The organism is Candidatus Flexifilum breve, from assembly GCF_016713355.1.
Genome location: NZ_JADJPI010000035.1, coordinates 462,281 through 482,268, shown reverse-complemented (window position 1 = coordinate 482,268; position 19,988 = coordinate 462,281). Strand labels below are relative to the sequence as shown.

General features: G+C 60.5%; 18 protein-coding genes and 1 pseudogene. All 19 read left to right on the top strand.

Annotation, left to right across the window (positions count from 1 at the left end; genetic code table 11):
• The first annotated feature begins 1 nt into the window (after window position 1).
• The 19 genes and pseudogenes from IPK17_RS25045 (at window position 2) to IPK17_RS24955 (ending at window position 19,986) form a co-directional block, all read left to right on the top strand.
• A complete protein-coding gene (locus tag IPK17_RS25045; protein ID WP_343420426.1) occupies window positions 2-1,354 on the top strand; it encodes an 8-oxoguanine deaminase in 1,353 nt (450 codons plus the stop codon).
• A gap of 7 nt (window positions 1,355-1,361) precedes the next feature.
• Window positions 1,362-3,068: an adenine deaminase gene (gene ade, locus IPK17_RS25040; protein ID WP_343420425.1), complete on the top strand. Its 1,707-nt coding sequence runs from the start codon at window positions 1,362-1,364 to the stop codon at window positions 3,066-3,068.
• 21 nt (window positions 3,069-3,089) lie between these two features.
• Window positions 3,090-3,599 (top strand): hypothetical protein, encoded by a 510-nt coding sequence (locus IPK17_RS25035; protein ID WP_343420424.1) that lies wholly within the window; start codon window positions 3,090-3,092, stop codon window positions 3,597-3,599.
• Window positions 3,600-4,793, top strand: a complete 1,194-nt coding sequence (locus tag IPK17_RS25030) for a YgeY family selenium metabolism-linked hydrolase (RefSeq protein ID WP_343420423.1) — start codon at window positions 3,600-3,602, stop codon at window positions 4,791-4,793. It abuts the gene before it with no gap.
• Between the two features lie 32 nt (window positions 4,794-4,825).
• Window positions 4,826-5,807: pseudogene (locus IPK17_RS25025) on the top strand (ornithine carbamoyltransferase).
• 109 nt (window positions 5,808-5,916) lie between these two features.
• A complete protein-coding gene (gene arcC, locus IPK17_RS25020) occupies window positions 5,917-6,861 on the top strand; it encodes a carbamate kinase (protein WP_343420422.1) in 945 nt (314 codons plus the stop codon).
• Window positions 6,862-6,865: 4 nt separating this feature from the next.
• Entirely contained in the window at window positions 6,866-8,119 is a 1,254-nt protein-coding gene (locus IPK17_RS25015; RefSeq protein ID WP_343420421.1) for a threonine synthase, read from the top strand.
• Window positions 8,116-9,108: a glycosyltransferase family 2 protein gene (locus tag IPK17_RS25010; protein ID WP_343420420.1), complete on the top strand. Its 993-nt coding sequence runs from the start codon at window positions 8,116-8,118 to the stop codon at window positions 9,106-9,108. The genes IPK17_RS25015 and IPK17_RS25010 overlap by 4 nt, the downstream gene beginning before the upstream one ends.
• Before the next feature lie 4 nt (window positions 9,109-9,112).
• Entirely contained in the window at window positions 9,113-9,346 is a 234-nt protein-coding gene (locus tag IPK17_RS25005) for a hypothetical protein (protein WP_343420419.1), read from the top strand.
• Between the two features lie 16 nt (window positions 9,347-9,362).
• Window positions 9,363-10,754, top strand: a complete 1,392-nt coding sequence (locus IPK17_RS25000) for a PLP-dependent cysteine synthase family protein (RefSeq protein WP_343420418.1) — start codon at window positions 9,363-9,365, stop codon at window positions 10,752-10,754.
• A 27-nt stretch (window positions 10,755-10,781) separates the two neighbouring features.
• Window positions 10,782-11,435 carry a DUF8743 domain-containing protein gene (locus IPK17_RS24995; RefSeq protein ID WP_343420417.1) on the top strand — a complete coding sequence of 218 codons (654 nt, stop codon included), beginning with the start codon at window positions 10,782-10,784 and terminating at the stop codon, window positions 11,433-11,435.
• Window positions 11,436-11,439: 4 nt separating this feature from the next.
• Entirely contained in the window at window positions 11,440-12,762 is a 1,323-nt protein-coding gene (gene ssnA, locus IPK17_RS24990; protein ID WP_343420416.1) for a putative aminohydrolase SsnA, read from the top strand.
• Between the two features lies 1 nt (window position 12,763).
• Window positions 12,764-13,435 (top strand): NADPH-dependent F420 reductase, encoded by a 672-nt coding sequence (gene npdG / locus IPK17_RS24985; protein ID WP_343420415.1) that lies wholly within the window; start codon window positions 12,764-12,766, stop codon window positions 13,433-13,435.
• A gap of 2 nt (window positions 13,436-13,437) precedes the next feature.
• Complete coding sequence (cofE, locus tag IPK17_RS24980; protein WP_343420414.1) at window positions 13,438-14,196, top strand: coenzyme F420-0:L-glutamate ligase; 759 nt, start codon at window positions 13,438-13,440, stop codon at window positions 14,194-14,196.
• A gap of 56 nt (window positions 14,197-14,252) precedes the next feature.
• A complete protein-coding gene (locus tag IPK17_RS24975; RefSeq protein WP_343420413.1) occupies window positions 14,253-14,861 on the top strand; it encodes a nitroreductase family protein in 609 nt (202 codons plus the stop codon).
• Window positions 14,852-15,796: a 2-phospho-L-lactate transferase gene (cofD, locus tag IPK17_RS24970; RefSeq protein ID WP_343420412.1), complete on the top strand. Its 945-nt coding sequence runs from the start codon at window positions 14,852-14,854 to the stop codon at window positions 15,794-15,796. Before IPK17_RS24975 ends, cofD begins: the two co-directional genes overlap by 10 nt.
• Window positions 15,796-16,440, top strand: coding sequence for a 2-phospho-L-lactate guanylyltransferase (gene cofC / locus IPK17_RS24965; protein ID WP_343420411.1), 645 nt, complete (start codon window positions 15,796-15,798; stop codon window positions 16,438-16,440). Before cofD ends, cofC begins: the two co-directional genes overlap by 1 nt.
• 2 nt (window positions 16,441-16,442) lie before the next feature.
• Window positions 16,443-17,450, top strand: coding sequence for an LLM class flavin-dependent oxidoreductase (locus IPK17_RS24960; protein ID WP_343420410.1), 1,008 nt, complete (start codon window positions 16,443-16,445; stop codon window positions 17,448-17,450).
• The gene (locus tag IPK17_RS24955) at window positions 17,434-19,986 is read left to right on the top strand and encodes a DUF8728 domain-containing protein (RefSeq protein WP_343420409.1); all 2,553 of its coding nucleotides are present in this window, start codon (window positions 17,434-17,436) and stop codon (window positions 19,984-19,986) included. Before IPK17_RS24960 ends, IPK17_RS24955 begins: the two co-directional genes overlap by 17 nt.
• The last annotated feature ends 2 nt before the right edge of the window (window positions 19,987-19,988 follow it).

The window sequence follows — 19,988 nt, the reverse complement described above, 5'->3', positions numbered from 1 at the left end:
CATGACGACGCTGCTGGTCAAACATATCCATACCCTCGTGACGATGGACAGCCAACGACGGGAGATCAGCGACGGGGCAGTTTTCGTGCGGGACGGGGTGATCGAAGCGGTGGGTACGCTCGCGGAGATGCCCGCGCAGTCAGCGGACCGCGTGATCGAACTGCGCCAGCACGTTGTCATGCCGGGGCTGGTCAACACCCATCACCACATGTACCAGAGCCTCACCCGGGCGCTGGCGCCGGACGCCGAACTGTTCGGCTGGCTGCGCACGCTCTACCCGATTTGGGGACGCCTGACGGGTGAGGCGGTCTATGTTTCGGCGAAGCTGGCGATGGCCGAGCTGATCCTCTCCGGATGCACGACTTCCAGCGATCACCTGTACATATACCCGAACGATGTTCGGCTCGAAGATGAAATCCGCGCGGCGCAGGAGATCGGGATGCGCTTCCACGCCGCGCGCGGTTCAATGAGCGTAGGCGAGAGCAAAGGCGGTCTGCCGCCCGACGAGCTGGTCGAAGGCGAAGAAGCCATCCTCATCGACACTCGCCGCGTGATCGAGGCGTGGAACGATGCGAAACGGCACTCGATGCTGCGCGTGGTCGTCGCGCCGTGTTCGCCGTTCTCGGTGAGCCAGCATTTGATGCGCGAATCGGCCACGCTGGCGCGGAGCTACGGCGTCCGCCTGCACACGCACCTCGCCGAAAACGCGAATGATGTGGCTTACAGCTTAGAGAAGTTCGGCGTGCTGCCCGGCGACTACGCCCGCGATGTCGACTGGGTGGGTGATGATGTGTGGCACGCGCACTGCGTCATGCTTAACGAGCGCGAGATCGGCCTATTTGGGCGGACGGGCACGGGCGTCTGCCACTGCCCCAGTTCGAATATGCGCCTCGCGTCGGGCATTGCGCCCGTACGCAAGATGCTGGATGCCAAAGTCAAAGTCGGCTTGGGCGTGGATGGTTCCGCATCGAATGACAGCGGGCATCTGCTGACCGAAGCGCGCATGGCTATGCTGCTGCAGCGGGCGGGTGGTAACCCGGCAGCGCTTTCGGCGCGGCAGGCGCTCGAACTGGCGACGTTGGGCGGCGCGGCGGTGCTAGGACGTGACGACATTGGCGCGCTCGCGCCGGGCATGTCTGCCGACATCATCGGCTACCGCGTTGACACACCCGCGTTTGCTGGGGCGCAGCACGATCCGGCGGCGGCGCTGGTGTTATGCCAGCCCGGCACTGTTGATTTTTCCATGATCAACGGGAAGGTGGTGGTCAAGGACGGCCACCTGCTCACCGTTGATTTGCCCGTACTGCTCGAAAAACATAATCAGATTTCGCGCCGTTTGATTCGAGGGGATTAACTGACTTATGTCACTGGCTGAACGCATCGCCGCCGCTCGGGGCGACCTGCCCGCGCATCTCGTGCTGAGAAATGCGCAACTCGTCAATGTGTTGTCGGGTGAAATCCATTCGACCGACATCGTCGTGCATGACGGCCATGTGGTCGCGCTCGGGGCAGGGTACAACGGCGAACAGGAAATCGATCTTAAGGGGCGCTATGTCGCGCCCGGGTTTATCGACGCGCACGTCCATATCGAAAGCAGCCTGTGCACGCCGCCGGAATTCGCGCGGACGGTGCTGGCGCATGGCGTGACCACGGTCGTCACTGATCCGCACGAGATCGCCAATGTGCTTGGGCTGGAAGGTATCCGCTTCATGCTGGAGCGGGCGAAGCACGGCGCGGTCAACATGTTCGTCATGGCGTCGAGCTGCGTCCCGGCGACGCATATGGAGACGAGCGGTGCGCGCCTGGAAGCGGACGACCTCGCGCCGCTGCTCAACAGCGAGTGGGTGCTCGGTCTCGCCGAGATGATGAATTATCCCGGCGTGATTTACGGCGATCAGGCCGTACTCGATAAGTTAGAGCTGTACGGCAAACACGTACTGGATGGACACGCTCCAGCGGTGACGGGCAAACCGCTCAATGCGTATGTCGCGGCAGGCATCAACAGCGATCACGAATGTACAACGGTCGAAGAAGCTCTCGAGAAGCTGCGCCTCGGCCTGACGATTTTCATCCGCGAAGGTACGACGACGCACAATCTGCGCCCGCTGCTGCCGCTCGTGAGTACCGAAAACCACTCGCGGCTGTGCTTCTGCACCGACGACCGCCAGCCGAAAAGTCTGCTCGACGAAGGCTCGATTGATCACATGGTGCGCGTGGCGATTGCGGCGGGCATCGACCCGATCATCGCCATCCGCATGGGCACGATCAACACGGCGAATTACTTCCGCCTGCACCAGCTCGGCGCGGTCGCGCCCGGTCGGCGCGCGGATATGATTGTGTTCTCCGATCTCAAAGACCTGCGCGCTGAACTCGTATTTCGCGGCGGTATGCTGGCGGCGGAGAACGGAGCGGTTGTCCAGCCGAAAGCGCCGCTCCGTCCGATTGATTTGCGTAGTTCGATGAACGTCAACCGGAGCGCGCTCGATTTTCGCATTCCGGCACAAAGCGGGCGCATCCGCGTGATCGGCGGGACAGACGAGCAGGTCGTCACCGGGCACGATTTCGCTGATGCGAAAATCGAGAATGGTTATGCTGTTTCCGACGTAGATCGCGATATCCTGAAGATGGTTGTGATCGAGCGGCATCGCGCGACGGGCGGCATGGGGAAGGCGTTCATCAGCGGGTTTGGTTTACGCCGCGGCGCGCTGGCCGGGTCAGTGGCGCATGATCACCATAATCTCGTGGTGATCGGCGCGAACGACGACGATATGCGCATCGCCGCCGAAGCAGTCAGCGACATGGGCGGCGGGCTGGTCGCCGTTGACAACGGTCAGGTGGTCGCGACGCTGGCGCTTCCGGTCGCCGGGTTGATGAGCGAAGAGCCCATCGACGAGGTGCGCCGCCAGTACGACGCGCTGATCGCCGCCGCGCACCGCATGGGCAGCGAGATGGCTGATCCATTTATGGCGATGAGCTTTATGGCACTGGAAGTCATCCCGAAACTGAAGCTGACCGATGTTGGCCTCGTCGACGTCGAGCAGTTCAATGTCGTGGACCTGTTTGTGTAGCCGAGAGGGGGAGTCACGATCATGGCTGATGATCTGTTGAGCGCACTGCGTAATCTGGCAAACCGGTGGGCAATGAAGGCGCGTGATTTCAACCGGGACGCCAAGACGGAGACCGACGAGGTCAAATCCTCGTACCACAAGGGCTATGCCGAAGGCTACTACCGCGCGGCGACGGAGCTCGCGGCGCTGCTGAAAGAGCAGGGCGATAAGCCGATCAGCGCGACTCCGGCTGCGCCTGTGGCTGTGCCCAAAGCCGCGGCTGCGGTCAGCGCACCTGCCGCCCCGACATACGCGACGATTACAGTCGGCGAAGTGCTGACCCTGCTCAGCTACGAAGGCATTGACCCGCGCGATATCGAACAGCGCAAGGATAACACCTTCCGCGCCGTGTTCTCCAAGTGGCAGAACACGATGGATCACGAGCGGATTGAGAAGATGAAACGAGCGGATAACCGGGTCATCATCCTGAGTTCGGGACGAACGAAGGACACCAACGACCCGTTCATTGAGTTTGCATTCAAGGGGAATTAGATGGTAGACGCGGCAAAAATCAGCGCGATCCAGTCCCGCGTGGCGGAACAGCGCGAAGACATTATTCAGTTCTTGAAAGATCTGTGCGCGATTCCGAGCTATGACAGCAAGATTCGCGACGTGTGCGAACGCGCCGCCGCCGAAATGCAGAAACTCGGCTTCGACAAAGTCTGGTTTGACCAGATGGGGAACATCGTCGGCAAGATCGGCGATGGCCCGAAGAAGCTCCTGTATGACAGCCACCTCGACACCGTGGGCATTGGCGATCCGGACTCATGGGAATGGGATCCGTTTAAGGGCAAGGTCGAAAACGGCGTGTTCTTCGCGCGCGGGGCATGTGATGAGAAGAACAGCAGCCCCGGCATGATCTACGGGCTGGCGATGGCGCGTGACCTCGGTCTGCTGGACGGCGTGACCGGCTACTACTTCGGCAATATGGAAGAATGGTGTGACGGGATCGCCCCGCACGCCCTGGTCGAGGCGGAAGGGCTGCGCCCGGATCTCGTCGTGATCGGCGAACCGACTAAGATGCAGGTGTATCGCGGGCACAAAGGCCGCGTGGAGATGCAGGTCGTCGCGAAGGGCAAGAGCGCCCATGCCGCCAGCAACTTCCTCGGCGACAACGCGATTTACAAGCTGCTGCCCGTGATTGACGGCATCAGCAAGCTGGAACCAGAACTCGGCGATCACCCGTTCCTCGGACATGGACGCATCACCGTGACGGATATGCACGTCAAGACGCCGAGCATCAACGCCGTGCCGGATGAAGCGCTCATCTACATTGACCGCCGCGTCACCTTCGGCGAAGAGCCGCAGGCCGAACTGCAGCGCATCAAGCATTTGATTGGCGACCGCAGTGACATCGAAGCGTCGATTCTGTTCTACGACGATCCGAGCTATACGGGCTTCGTGTTCCCGGTCGACAAAATTTTCCCGGCGTGGGCGCTGGAAGAAAGTCATCCGTTTGTGCAGGCGGGCGTCAAGGCGGGCGAACTGCTGTGGGGCACGCCGATCCCGACGGGCAAGTGGGACTTCTCCACGAACGGCATTTACTGGATGGGCAAGGCGGGCATTCCGAGCATCGGCTACGGGCCGGGTGATGAAATTCACGCGCACACCGTGATCGATCAGGTTAAACTCGACGATGTTGTCAAAGCGACCGAGTGGTACGCGCTTTTGCCGGGCTTGGTATAATTACAACACATTACATACTCTAGGAGACGGAAATGCAGACCGATTTGCGGGGTCGTGACCTGATCACGACTCAGGAATGGACCCGAGACGAAATTGACACGCTGCTCGACGTGGCGTGGGATCTGAAACGCAAGCGCGCATTGGGCGAATCACACGCGCTGCTGCGCGACAAAGTGTTGGCCATGCTGTTCTTCTTCACCAGCACGCGCACCCGCGCCAGCTTTGAAGCGGGGATGGCGCAGCTCGGCGGTCACGCGATGTTCATCGACAGCGAGACGACGCAAATCAGCCACGGCGACACGGCGAAGGAAATTGGTGAAATCATCGGTCGCTATTCGGACGGGATTGCCATTCGTCAGTGCGACTGGAACTTCGGCAACAAGTACATCCGCGAAGTCGCCGCTGCCAGCCGCGTCCCCGTGCTGAATATGCAGTGCGACGTGTACCACCCGTTCCAGATTCTCGCCGACCTCATGGCGATTCAGGAACGCTTCGGTCGCGACCTGCGCGGCAAGACGATCAATGTGAGCTGGGCGTATGCCGCCAGCTACCAGAAGCCGATCAGCGTGCCCCAAGACCTGATCCTCATGATGACCCGCTACGGCATGAACGTCAAACTGACGTACCCGCCGGAATACAAACTGATGCCGGAAATCGTGGAACAGGCGCAGGATAACGCCAAGAAGAGCGGCGGCGCGCTGGACATCAGCCATGACTTTGACTACGGCTTCAAGGACGCGGACATCGTCTACCCGAAGAGCTGGGGCTCGTGGCTGACCACGGAAGACAAGAACGAATCGGCCAAGATTGGCAAGAAATACACCGACTGGATCACCGACCTCGCGGCGTATGGCGCTGGCGAAGGATCACGCCGTGTATATGCACTGCCTCCCGGCGGATCGCGGCATCGAAGTGACCGACGAAGTCATCGACGGCCCGCAGAGCATCGTCTACGACGAAGCCGAAAATCGCCTGCACGTGCAGAAGGCGGCCATGGCGCTCACGATGCGCTAGGCGCGGTGCAGCAGCTAGTTTCGTGCAAAACAGCCGTTAGCTCGAACCGGGCTAACGGCTTTGTTGTAGAATATAGGTATTAGTGCTTTTTGCGAGAAGGTGATCCCAAATGGTTGGAAAATTAGCGGCGGTTGCCATTGGCGGCAATTCGCTGATTCTTGACCCGAAACGCCCGGACGTATCACATCAATGGGAAGCGGTCGACGAGACGTGCAAGCACATCGCCAGCATGATCGCAGAGGGCTGGAACGTGATCGTGACGCATGGCAACGGCCCTCAGGTGGGCTACATCCTGCGGCGCTCCGAACTGGCCGCACACGAAGTTCACACCACGCCGCTCGACCTGATCGTGGCGGATACGCAGGGCGCCATCGGCTACATGCTCCAGCAGTCGCTGGATAATGAGCTGCGCCGCCTCGGCATCAACCGCACGATTTTGACGGTGGTCACTCAGGTGCGCGTCGACCCTGAAGATCCGGCTTTCAAGAAGCCGACCAAGCCCATCGGCGGCTTCATGACCGAAGAGGAAGCGCGCAAGTACGAAGCCGAAGGCTGGAATGTGGTCGAAGATGCCGGGCGCGGGTGGCGGCGCGTGGTCGCTTCGCCGAAACCGCTGGCGATTCAGGAGATCAACGCCATTCGCGCGCTCATCATGAACGACTATCTGGTGATCGCGGTGGGCGGCGGTGGCATTCCGGTCATGCGCAATGAGCGGGGCGAACTCAAAGGCACGTACGCGGTGATCGACAAAGACCGCGCCAGCAGCTTGCTCGCGCAAACGCTGCGCGCCGACCTGTTCATCATCTCCACGGGCGTGGAGAAAGTCGCGCTCAACTACAATAAAGCGAATATGCAGGTGCTCGACCAGATGACGCTGACGGAAGCGAAGCGCTATATGGACGAGGGACATTTTGCGCCGGGGAGCATGCTCCCGAAGATCGAGGCCGCCGTCGAATTTGTGCGCATGGGCGGCCCACAGGCGATCATCACCGATCCGCCGAACCTCGCACGGGCGCTGCGCGGCGAAACCGGCACGCGCATTATCCCGGGATAAGTTCATGGCTGACGTTTTGAAGCTCAAGTGCAGTGTTTGCGACCGTGAATACGGCCCGAACGAAGTGGAATATACCTGTCCGGTATGCGGCGATGTTGGCACGCTGGATGTGCTCTACGACTACGAACACCTGCGTGCCACGCTGGAACGTGACACCCCGCGCTCGGAGCGGTCGATGTGGCGCTACCGTGATTTGCTGCCGATCAAGCCGGAGACCGTCGTGCCACCCCTGCGCGTGGGCGGGACGCCGTTGTTCCAGTCGCCGCGCCTCGCTGCCGATCTCGGTCTACGCGAAGCGTGGCTCAAAGATGACGGCGCGAACCCGACCGGATCGCTCAAAGATCGGGCGAGCGCACTGATCGTCGCGCGGGCGCTCGAAGCGGGCATCGACACAGTCAGCACGGCGAGCACGGGGAACGCGGCAGCGGCGCTCTCCGGCGTGGGCGCGTCGGTGCAAAGTGGTAAGATGCGCATCATCATCTTTGTGCCTGCCTCTGCTCCCGAAGCCAAGATCGCCCAGCTGCTAGTCTACGGTGCAGAAGTGATTCTGGTCGAGGGGACGTACGATCAAGCCTTTGACCTGTGCAAAGACGTGTGTCTTGAACAAGGGTGGTACTGCCGCAATACGGGCATGAATCCGTACACATCTGAAGGCAAAAAGACCGTCGCCTATGAGATCGCCGAAGGCTTGGGCTGGAATGTGCCGGATGTGGTCGCGGTGGGCGTGGGCGATGGCAACATCATCGCCGGCGTGTACAAAGGCTTCTATGATCTGTATCAGTTGGGCTGGATACAGCGGATTCCGCGGCTGATCGGTGTACAAGCATTGGGAAGTTCACCCCTTGTCAGCGCGTGGGAGCAGGGCTTGAGCGCCACCGACATACAGCCCGTGGAGGTCGACACCATCGCCGACAGCATTTCGGCGGGATTACCGCGGGATCGGTCGCGGGCATTGAAGGCAGTCCGCCAGACGAACGGCGCATTTATCGCCGTGCCCGATGACGAAATCATCGCGGCGATTCCGACGTTGGCGCGGCTGACCGGCGTATTCTGCGAACCTTCGTGCGCGGCGGTTTACGCCGGGGTGAGACGTGCGGTACAATTGGGCATGATCCGATCTGATGAACGGGTGGCGTTTCTCCTCACCGGCAACGGTTTGAAGGACATCAAACGCGCGCAGCAATCGGTGAGCGGTGGACTGCGCGTGGCTCCCAATCTTGATTCGGTGAGACGCGCATTGCAACTTGAGGTTTCATGAACAGCCAACCCCGGTATTCGATTGTCGCCCCCATCTACAACGAAGAGGGCAATATTGCACTGCTCTACGAACGCATCGTGCAAGTAATGGAGTCGACGGGCGAACCGTGGGAACTCGTCCTTGTCAACGATGGCAGCCGCGACCGGTCGCCGGAAATGATGGACGAACTGGCGGGGCGCGATCAACGCGTCAAGGTGCTGCATTTTGCGCGCAATTTTGGTCATCAGACGGCGGTCACCGCCGGGATGGACCATGCCAGCGGCGATGCTGTCGTGCTGATCGATGCCGATTTGCAAGACCCGCCCGAATTGATCCTCGAAATGATCGAACGGTGGAAAGCCGGGTATCAGGTGATCTACGCGGTGCGCGAACAGCGTAAGGGCGAAAGCTGGTTCAAGCTGTTCACGGCGAAGTGGTTCTATCGCGTGGTGTATCGCATTACCGAGATTGATATTCCACTGGATACGGGCGACTTCCGTCTGATGGATCGGCGCGTAGTCGACGTGATGCGGCAGATGCGTGAACACAACCGCTTCATCCGCGGCATGACGAGCTGGGTCGGCTTTAAGCAGACCGGCGTCAACTATGTGCGTGAGGCCCGGCATTCCGGCGAGACCAAATACCCGCTGCGGAAGATGCTGCGTTTCGCGATGGACGCGGTGACGGGCTTCAGTTTCTTCCCGCTGCAAGTGATGGTGTATGTGGCGCTGGTGCTGGGGATCTTGTCGCTGCTCGCGATCCCAGTGATCGCGTTCTTGCGCGCGACGCTCGGCGTGGCCTTCTTGGGGGGCCAAGCGACGACGATTGCGCTGTTGTTGTTCCTCAGCGCGTTCCAACTCTTTTTCTTGTTCATTCTTGGGCAGTATGTAGCACGGGTGTATGACGAGGCGCGCAACCGTCCGCTGTATGTGGTGGCGCTGCGCCGCAACTTCGACGAACAGTCGCTGCCATCGCCCCAGCATGCGCGTGAGCACCCGGAAACGGAATAGATCTATGACCGATAACGACAGTGATCAGAAGCAGCGAGTCGAAGATTATCAGCGGGTCGTCTTGCAGTACGAACAGCTTGACGAGGAGATCGACAATTTGCTGATGGCGCACCAAGGCCGCAGTGACCGTATGTCGCCGGAAGATCACGCGCGTTATCGCACGCTAGCCCGGCAGCGCGACGAACTCTACAACGAGATGCGCGCGCTCGAACAACTCTTACTTTCGGACGACGAATAAGCAAGTCGAGACAATCATGATTACGGGACCCCTGTTTGAAGAAATGCTCCACCCGCAGAAGATCGCGCCGCACATCCGCCAGAAGGCGTTGGCCGCGAAGCGGGATAATCCGCTGGATCCGATCAACCTGTTCAATATCACATGGCGCAATGAACATGATCAGGTCTATCACATTGTGCTGCCCAAGGCGCTGACGGGCGTCGATGCGAACATCGTGGTGATCTACGGGAATCAGTTCCCGTCGGGCAGCCACAAAGTCGGCGCGGCCTATTCCGTGCTGCTCGAAAAAGAGCTGTTCGGTGAAGTCGACCCGGCTGTCCACACGCTCGTGTGGCCATCGACGGGGAACTACGGCATCGGCGGCGCGTGGGTCGGCGGGCGCATGGGCTGCAAGAGCATCGTCGTGCTGCCGGAAGGCATGAGCCGCGAACGTTTTGAGCGCATCGCGACCTATGGCGCGACAGTCAACAAGACGGTCGGCTCGGAAAGCAACGTCAAGGAAATTTATGACGAGACGCACCGCCTGCGCCAAGACCCGAACATCCGCATCCTCAACCAGTTCGAAGTGATGGGCAACTATCGCTTCCACTACCATGTGACCGGCAACACGATTGTCGAACTGGCGGCGGAACTGGCGGCGAAGGGCGTGGGTAAGGGCAAGATTTCGGCGTATGTCTCTGCGATGGGCAGCGCCGGCACGATTGCGGCGGGTGACCGTCTCAAGCAGGTGTGGCCGGATCACAAGATCGTCGGGCTCGAACCGATTCAGTGCCCGACGCTCTACAACAATGGCTACGGCTCGCATGACATTCAGGGCATCGGCGATAAGCATGTGACGTGGATTCACAACGTCCTCAACATGGACGCGATGATGTGCATCGACGACATTGAGAGCAAGCTCGGCTTGCAGCTCCTCGCCGAAGAAGCGGGACGCGCGGCGCTCGTCAAGCGTTACGGCTTGGACGAGGCGCTGGTCGAGCATATGAGCCAGTTGTTCGGCATCAGCGGCATCTGCAACGTGCTCGGTGCGATCAAAACGGCCAAGTACTACGGCTATGGCAAAGACGATGTCATTGTCACGGTCGCGACCGATGGCATGGATCGCTACCCGTCGGTCATGCAGAGTATGGCGGAATGCTACGGCGCGCTGGATGAAGCGAAAGCGGTCGGGCGCGTTGAAGGCGTGTTCCACGGTCAGCGCACCGACTGGGTGCAGGCGGGAACCCCGGAAGCCCGGCAGCGCTGGCACAACCTGAAGTATTACACGTGGGTCGAACAGCAGGGCAAGAGCGTGCAGGAACTCGATGCGCAGCGTGACCCCGCGTGGTGGGAAAACCATCAAGCGATGGTGCAGGAGATCGACGCCCGCTTGACGGCACTGCGCGCGCAGGAATCGCTGTTTGCCTAAATCATGTTTCCCGAAGATCGCGTCCTCGTGGGTGTCATTCAGACCAAGCGCGATCTCGCGTTCGCCCGGGACGATCATTGGTATCGCATCCCGCAAGCGCAGATGCCGCGCGGCGTGACGACCGAGTACCTCGCCTTCTTTTTGAGCGGGAAGGTCTTTGGGGAGAAAAGCAAAGCCATTCAATATTACGCGCCGATGCGCGGGCTGGAACTGGTCTACCGTAAAGACCTGATTCCCGACCCCAAGCATCCGCGCGCGAACAACGTGTATTATCGGGTGGCGCTCGGTGATTTGGAGGCGAAAACGCCGCCGATCACCAACCCCACGCGCCGCCCGATCAGCTTTATCTACACGACGTGGGATCGGTTTTATCAGGCTCACACGGTTGCCGACCTGTACAGCACCGACGATTTTTTCGTGGATCGCATCTACTATGCGCTGCGGGATCATGGGGTGAACCCGGTGCGTATGTGGGCGGCGGAACACCGAAGCGATCCGTTCGCGCCGGGGTTGAAGATATTGTGTGAGAATGGCGCGAGCGTCATCGCCTCGACCGGGCGGGTGAGCGGCGCGTATTTTTTGGATGCGGCAGCGAACGACGACGAGATTTTGCAGGCGATCTTCAAGCAGATTGCCAGTAATGGCGGCGCAGTGACCATTAATATTCCGTCGGGAGAATAGACCTATGTTGATACTCAATGGACAAATTGTTACGCCGGACGCGATTCTCACCGATCATGCGCTGTATGTTGAGAATGGGGTGATCTCGGCCATCGGGCGCACTGGCGAACTGCGCGCGCGCTATCCGCAGGCCGAAACACTTGATGCGCGTGGGCAGTTGGTTATGGCCGGGAATATCTGCGCGCACACCCACTTCTACGGTGCGTATGCGCGGGGCATGGCGATCCCCGGCGATCCGCCGAAGAACTTCCCCGAAATCCTCACCCGTTTGTGGTGGAATCTCGACAAGGCGCTGGACAAAGACGCCGTGCGGGCGAGTGCGCTGGTCTGCCTCGTGGATGCAATCAAGCATGGCACGACGACGCTGTTCGATCACCATGCCAGCCCGAACTTCATCGAGGGCAGCCTCGATGTGATCGCCGATGCCGTGGATCAGGCAGGGCTGCGCGCGGTGCTGTGCTACGAAGTCACCGATCGCGACGGCCTCGACAAAGCTGAAGCCGGCATCGCCGAGAACAAGCGCTTCCTCAACGCTCAACGCGACCGCGTGCGCGGGACGTTCGGCCTGCATGCCAGCCTCAGCTTGAGCGATGCGACGCTCCGTCAGTGCCGGGACGCGCATCCGAAAGGTGGCTTTCACATCCACGTTGCTGAGCACGAGGCCGACGAAGAAGACAGCGTCGCCAAGTATGGCAAACGCGTCGCGCAGCGCCTCGCCGACCTTGATCTACTCAATGAGTGGACGATCACGGCGCACTGCGTGCATATCGACGCGGCGGAGCGAGCGCTCCTGCGGGAAAAGAACGTCTGGGTGACGCATCAGCCGCGTTCAAATATGAACAACGCGGTCGGCGCGATGGCGTGGGATACCCTGTTCAGCGAAGACTTCAAGCTGTGCATTGGCAACGATGGCTTCAGCAATGCCATGTGGGAAGACTGGAAAGCGGCCTACCTGCTGCACAAGGTGACCAGTCGTGATCCGCGGCAGGCGAACGGCGGGGCGATCTGGCAGGCCGCAGTCAATAACAATGCGCGCATGGCGAGCCAATTCTTTGGCGGTGCGCCAATTGGACAGTTGATCGAAGGCGCGCGGGCAGATATGATCTTGGTCGACTATCACCCCTTCACACCGCTCTCTGTCGGAAACCTGCCGTGGCATGTCCTGTTTGGTTTCGAAAGCTCGATGGTGACGACCACTATCGTCGATGGGCGCGTGTTGATGCGGGATCGTCAGTTGACCACATTGGATGAACGGGCAATCGCCGAAGAAGCACTGGCGCTTGCGCCGGGAGTTTGGGAACGCTACGCGGCTTACGCAAGGAGATAACATGACGGACAAAGACCCGATTCTGCTGTGTATCGCCGTTCTGGGCGGCACGGGCAAAGAAGGTTCGGCTCTGGCGATGCGCTGGGCTTTAAATGGTTACAAAGTGGTCATCGGTTCACGCGACGCCGAAAAAGCTAAGCAGCGCGCCGTAGAACTGAATCAGGAACTGGGCGGCGATTACCTCGAAGGCATGGACAATCAGGCAGCGGCGACGATTGGTAATCTGATCGTGGTCAGCGTGCCGTATGCCGCGCACAAAGATACGCTTGAAAGCGTTAAGGACAAGCTGGCGGGCAAGATCGTGGTCGATGTGACTGTGCCGCTCCTGCCGCCGAACATCACGACTGTCAATGTACCCGAAGGCAAAGCGGCGGCGCTCGAAGCGCGCGCGATCCTCGGTGATGATGTGCGCCTCGTCTCGGCATTCCAGCACGTAAGTTCGAGCAAGCTCAAGAAGGTTAACGAGACGGTGGACTGTGACGTACTGGTGTGCGGCGATGATGCCGATGCCAAAGTCGATGTGATGCATCTGGTCGAAGCGGCGGGCATGCGGGGCGTCGATGCCGGGCCGCTGGTCAACGCGGTCGCCGTCGAGGCGATGGGGCCGGTGCTGCTGTACATCAACAAGAAATATGGCGTCAAGGGAACGGGCATTCGCATCACAGGCATCTAAGGGTGACACAACTTACATTAACCGCGCTGCGAGGGATTCCACTGGTTCAGCCGGGGGATGATCTCGCGCGCTTGATCCTCGACGCGCTCGCCGCGAACGATCTCACGCTTCAAGCCACCGATGTACTCGTCGTCACGTCCAAGATCGTCTCAAAAGCAGAAGGACGCGTCGTCGCTCTGCGTGATGTGACGCCGGGCGAGCAGGCGCACGAGCTGGCGGCGCAGACCGGCAAAGATCCGCGCGTCGTCGAACTGGTGCTGCAGGAGAGTCGGGGCGTGTCGCGGGTTGCGCCGAACGTGCTGGTTGTAGAGCATCGACTCGGGTTTGTCTCAGCGAATGCGGGGATTGACCAGTCGAATCTCGAAGGCGGCGATGAGCGGGTGCTGCTCTTGCCCGTCGACCCCGATTTATCGGCGCGCGTCATCCGGCAGCGACTATTGGAGGTGACTGGCGTAGCCGTTGGCGTCATCATCAGCGATTCACATGGGCGACCATTCCGGTTAGGCAACGTCAACGTCGCCATTGGTGTGGCGGGCATGCCTGCGCTGGTTGATCTGCGCGGCCAACGCGATCTTTTCCGACGTACGCTGCGAATCAGCATACAGGGCTATGCGGATATGGTCGCGGGGGCGGCAGGGCTGCTCACGGGGGAAGGCGCGGAAGGTCTGCCCGTCGTGCTCGTGCGCGGCCTGACCTATCCCGACATCGACGGGCGCGCCAGCCAGATCAACCGCCCGGCCGAACACGATTTGTATCGTTAGCCTCACCCCTGACCCCTCTCCCATGGGAGAGGGGCGCGGGGTATTTACTGGAATAGATGATGGGCGATTCCGCCTTGCTTGAAGCCATAACCAGCCGCCGCTCGATTCGGCGGTATCGGCCTGACCCGGTTCCGCAGTTGGTTATCGAAACGGTGCTGACGGCGGCGACATGGGCGGCCTCAGCCCACAATCGCCAACCGTGGCGCTTTTGCGTGATTCAGTCAGCGGAGCACAAGGAACGGTTGGCGCGGGCGATGGGCGACCGTCTGCGGCGCGATCTCGAAGCGGACGGCACGTCCGAAGAAGTCATTGCGGCGGATACCGGGCGCTCGTACAGCCGGATCACGTCTGCGCCAGTGCTGATCGCGCTTTGTCTGTCGCTGGTCGACATGGATCACTACCCGGATGCGCGGCGCAACGACAAAGAATTCATCATGGCCGTGCAGAGTACAGCGATGGCGGGTCAGAACCTGCTGCTGGCGGCCCATGATCAAGGTTTGGGGGCGTGTTGGATGTGCGCGCCGCTCTTTTGCCCGGATGTGGTCAGCGCAGCATTGGATCTGCCCGTGGACTGGCAGCCGCAAGCGCTGATCACGCTGGGGTATCCCGCGGAAACGAAAGAGAAAACGCGACGTCCATTGGAAACGGGGGTTGTGTGGCGCTAATCGAAACAGCCAAAGTCGTCGTGCTGGTCGGTGGGGTGGGTGGGGCGAAGCTCGCGCATGGCCTTGCGCAGATTCTAACGCCGGAAAACCTGACAGTAATCGTCAACACGGGCGATGATTTCTGGCATTATGGCCTGAAGATTTGTCCGGATCTCGATACGGTGATGTACACGCTCTCTGGTTTGGTTGACAAAACCAACGGATGGGGAGTAGGCGGTGACACGACCCGCCTGCTGGAGGCGTTGGGACGCTACGGCGAAACCCCGTGGTTCCGGCTTGGCGATCAGGATGTGGCGACGCATCTCCTGCGCACGAACTGGATACAGGCGGGCGAACGCCTGACGACGATTACCGGGAAATTGAACAAAGCGCTGGGTGTAAATTGTACGGTTTTACCAATGACCGACGCGACCGTTTCGACGATGCTGGATACGGTCGAACAGGGCGAACTGGAATTTCAACCCTATTTCGTGCGCTACCGCTGGCAGCCGACCGTCAAGGCGATCCGCTATGCCGGAATCGAGGCGGCGACGGTGAGCGCGGAGGCGTGTGCGGCCATATTGGCGGCGGATGTCGTTCTAATCGGCCCGTCGAACCCATGGCTGTCGATCACGCCGATTCTCTCGGTGCCGGGGATGCGCGATCTCCTAGTCGCGCGAGACGTGCCGCGGGTCGCTGTCAGCCCGATTGTGGGTGGCAAAGCGATCAAAGGTCCGGCGGCGAAACTCATGGCCGAACTTGGTTATACCGTTTCGGCGGAAACCGTCGTACAAGTTTATGGCAATGCAATCACTGGGTTCGTATATGATGAAACAGACGCAGATTTGCGGATTGCCGGTCTGGATGCGGTAACATTTAATACGGTGATGCAGTCGGACGCTGACCGGGCGAGTTTGGCGCGTCACATTCTTGAATGGACATTGAGGAAGACATAATGAGCATTTGGGCGATAATACCGGTCAAGCCTTTAAGCCGCGCCAAGAGCCGCTTGGCGGATGTCTTAGCTCCGCACGAGCGGGAAGTCCTGGCCGAAACCCTGTTTCGCCGGGTGGTGACAGTGGTCAAGTCCGTCCCGGCGATTGCCGGGACACTGGTGATCAGCCGGGATACGCGGGTGTTGAGCATCGCGCGCGACCTCGGCGTGAACACGGTGCAGGAGAGCGGCACGCCCGAACTCAACAATGCGCTGATGCGTGCGACGCAGGTCGTCAAAGGCTGGCGCGGCGAGGCGGTGCTCGTGCTGCCTGCTGATTTGCCGCTGGTGGCGGCGGAAGACGTGATGGAAATCATCGCGCTCGGCAAGGAAGATATGAGCGTGGTCATCGCCACTGACTATCATCAGGACGGCACCAATGCCATGCTGACGCGCCCGCCGGGATTGATCCCCTACGCGTATGGTGCAGGCAGCTTTGAGCGGCACATGAAACTGGCACAGGAGGTCGGCGCGGACGTGACGGTCTACCGCTCGGAGCGGTTGGCCCTCGATATTGATACACCCGCAGATCTCGAAGATTATTATCGGCTAACTGGTGTTAACCGGGGGCAGTTGTTCCCGACAGGCACCCCACTGGGAGAATAGACATGGCAGACCGAGTAGCACTTTATTTGCAAGACGCCCATTCTTTGCAGGATGCGATTAAGTACGTGCAGTACGCCGAATCGCGTGGCTTTGAAGCCGTCTGGCAGGCGGAAAGCCGCCTCGTGCGCGACGCGATTGTGCCGATGGCCGCTTTTGCCGCGACGACCAGCAAGATCAAGATCGGCTCAGGCGTGATCAACAACTGGACGCGCAACCCCGCCGTGATCGCCGCGACGTACCTGACGCTCGACGATCTCGCGCAGGATCGCATCATTCTCGGCATTGGCGCATGGTGGGATCCGCTGGCGCAAAAGGTGGGTATCACCCGCAGCAAGCCGCTGCTCGCCATGCGTGAAGTCGTGACCACGGTGCGCGACCTGCTGGCGCGTAAGCGCGTGACCTTCCACGGCGAATTCGTCAACCTTGATGATGTCGAACTCGATGTAGTCCATGGGCGCAAAGAACCGCGCAACGTGCCGATCTACATCGGCGCGACCGGTATGCAGATGATGGCGCTCACCGGCGAAATCGCCGATGGCGCAGTGCTCAACTATCTCGTTTCGCCGAAATATAACCAGCAGGCGCTGGAACAGCTTGAAGTCGGCGCGAAGAAAGCCGGACGCCGCCTTGACGACATCGACCGCCCGCAGTTGGTCGTGTGCTCGGTCGACAACGATCGCAAGAAGGCGCTCGATAACGCGCGCAAGCTGGTGACGCAGTACCTCGGCCAGCAGCCTCACATTATGAAGGCCAGCGGCGTAAGCCAGGAATTGCTCGACGAAATCGGGCAGGTGCTGACGTGGCCGGCGACCGAAGAACAGATCGAACAGGCGATGCGCCTCGTGCCCGATGACGTGGTGCAGATGATCACCGCGTCGGGTACGCCGGACGAAGTGCGGGCGAAAGTGCGCGAGTACGTGCAGTACGGCGCAACCTGCCCGATCCTGTACCCGCTCGGCGATGATGTGCGCCTGATGATCGATACGTTCGCGCATGGCTATTCACATTAGCACTGACGATGTGCAGCGCATTCAAGCGAGCGTCTCTCAGAGACGCTCGCTTTATAATGCGCTGGTGTGCCTCATGCTGGCGTTGGCCGTCTACGCGTTATATATGACGCTTGGATCGTACCAGGGACAGCCGCTTCTGCCGCTCGATGACGCCTATATCCACTTTCAATATGCGCGCAGTATTGCGACCGGACAGCCTTACGCCTATAACCCCGGTCTGCCGCCGACCTCGGGCGCGACCAGCTTCCTCTATCCCTACCTCCTCGCCCTCGGCTACCTGATCGGCTTCACTGGGCTGAATCTCGCGTGGTGGGCGACGGGTATCGGCCTGCTGGCGCTGGCTGCTTCCGGTTGGCTGATCTACCGCCTGAGCCGGGAGTTCGCGCCGGAAGGCGTGTCGTGGCTCATGTCGCTGGTGTTCATCCTGAGCGGAGAATTCATCTGGCACGCGGTGAGCGGCATGGAGACAGCACTCGTCGTCATGCTGACGCTGTTGACCCTGTACGCGACGGTGCGCCGTGACGTGCGCTTGACGGCGGTCGCCGGAATGCTGCTCGCGTTGATGCGTCCCGAGGGTGGCATGCTGGCGGTGATCGCCGCCGCAGTCGTGCTGTATCAGGCGATGCAGACGATCCCCGTCCAGAACCGATTCGGCATTCCCCGCCTGTGGCTGTGGCGGAGGGAATGGCTGCTCCTGCTGCTGCCCCTGCTGGCACTCGGCGTGCAACCGCTCGTCAACTTCTTGATCACGGGGACGGCGGTCGCGTCGGGCAATGCGGCGAAATCGCTGTTCGGCATGATCCCGTTCGACCTCGGCGTGATTGTTGGCCGACTGTGGGATAACTTTTCGCGCATGTGGCTGCAATTGAGCGGACTGCGCGCCGCGCGCGAACCGGGCTACTACGCGCCGCTGCTGTTCGTGCCCGCCTTGATCGGTCTGTTCGCCGTTTTCCGCTGGCGGCGCTTCGCGGCGCTGGTGCTCGCCGTGTGGCTGCTAGTGGGTTTCGCGGCCATTTCCACGCTGGATACGGCGTTCTGGCATTTCAAACGCTACCAGATGCCGCTGATCGTGCTGCTGTATCCGCTGGCAGGGTGGGGCATCGCCTATGTGCTGCGCCGCTTGCCGCGTTCGGCCCGCTTGATCAATTTGCTTGCGTGGGTGACGCTGCTGCTGTTCGTGCCGCTCTCGACCCTGCAATTCGTGGTGCATTACCGCACGAATACGGGTTATGTCGCCGCGCAGCCGCTGCAGATGGCGCATTGGCTGCGCGAGAATACGTCCGAGGGCAGCGTGATCGCCGTGCATGATGTGGGCATGATGCGCTACATGGGCGGGCGCACGACCGTGGATATGGTTGGCTTGACGACCCCCGGCGCGGCGGATTACTGGCGCAACGGGCCAGGTTCGGTGGGAGAGTTTCTCGAACAGGTGCGTCCTGACTACATCGCCTCGTACGGGGTGGGGCATGGCCTCGGCCTCGGCTATCTCGAAAATACCGACTTGTATGCAGAGGCGCTCGTGCGCTACCCGGTCACGCTCGACCCGACCTCGAATGTGGCGCTGGCGGCGGAGACGCAGGGCATTTTTGTGCCGAACTGGTCGGCGGCGGAGCAAGCACCGTACCCGGTAACGACGAATTTGGTGACGCCGTACCTCGCCAACATGCAGATGATCGAAACACTCGATGTGGCCGATCTCGAATCGGAGCGGCGGCACGATTACCTGTGGCGGAGTCCGCTGCCGCTCGGCGGTTTTCCGACTGAATACAACCAGTTCGACTCGCTGGGCTGCATGGTGCTGCTCGGCACGGCATGTGAACTGATGGACGGTGGACGCCATATCAACGGCGAAGAAGCGTTCACACTGCATCTGACGGCGGGGCAAGCTGCGATTCTGGTCACGCGGGTGCATGCGGCTAACCCCGGCGAAATCGACGTGTATGTGGGCGATACGCTCATTGACACCCGGCTGATTCCGGCGCTGCCGGGTAGCTGGTTGGAGATCCCCACGCTGCTCCCCGCGGAATTTGTCACGGAAACTACGCGAATTCGGATTATCCCACGCACGGCGGGCGACTACATGCCCTACATGCACTGGGTTTATCAGGGCACGGCTACAGTGAGTACTTTCGTTGATGCGCCGCTTGGAACATTTCAGGATGGTGCGATTGCCATTTACGACCCAGGTGTTGGTTACGAGGTGACGGAGGGCGGCGACTATCGGCTTCTGCCGGAATGGGCTTGGTCGACCGATGGACGCGCGACGGGCAACCTCAAGATGTTCGTGCATGTGCTGGATGCCGACGGGCAGATCGTCACTCAGTCGGATATGTACCCCGGCGCGGGCGCTTTGCCACCCGAAAATTGGATAGCTGGTTCGTTTCGTGAGAGAATTACGCTAGAATTTAGTCAGCCACCGCCGGGGCGTTACACCATTGTGATGGGGTTGTATGATGCAGTGACGATTACCCCGCTCATGCCGGTCGGGGGTGACGAGTTCGGACGGTTGGTTATCGGTGAAATAACGGTCGAGTAGGT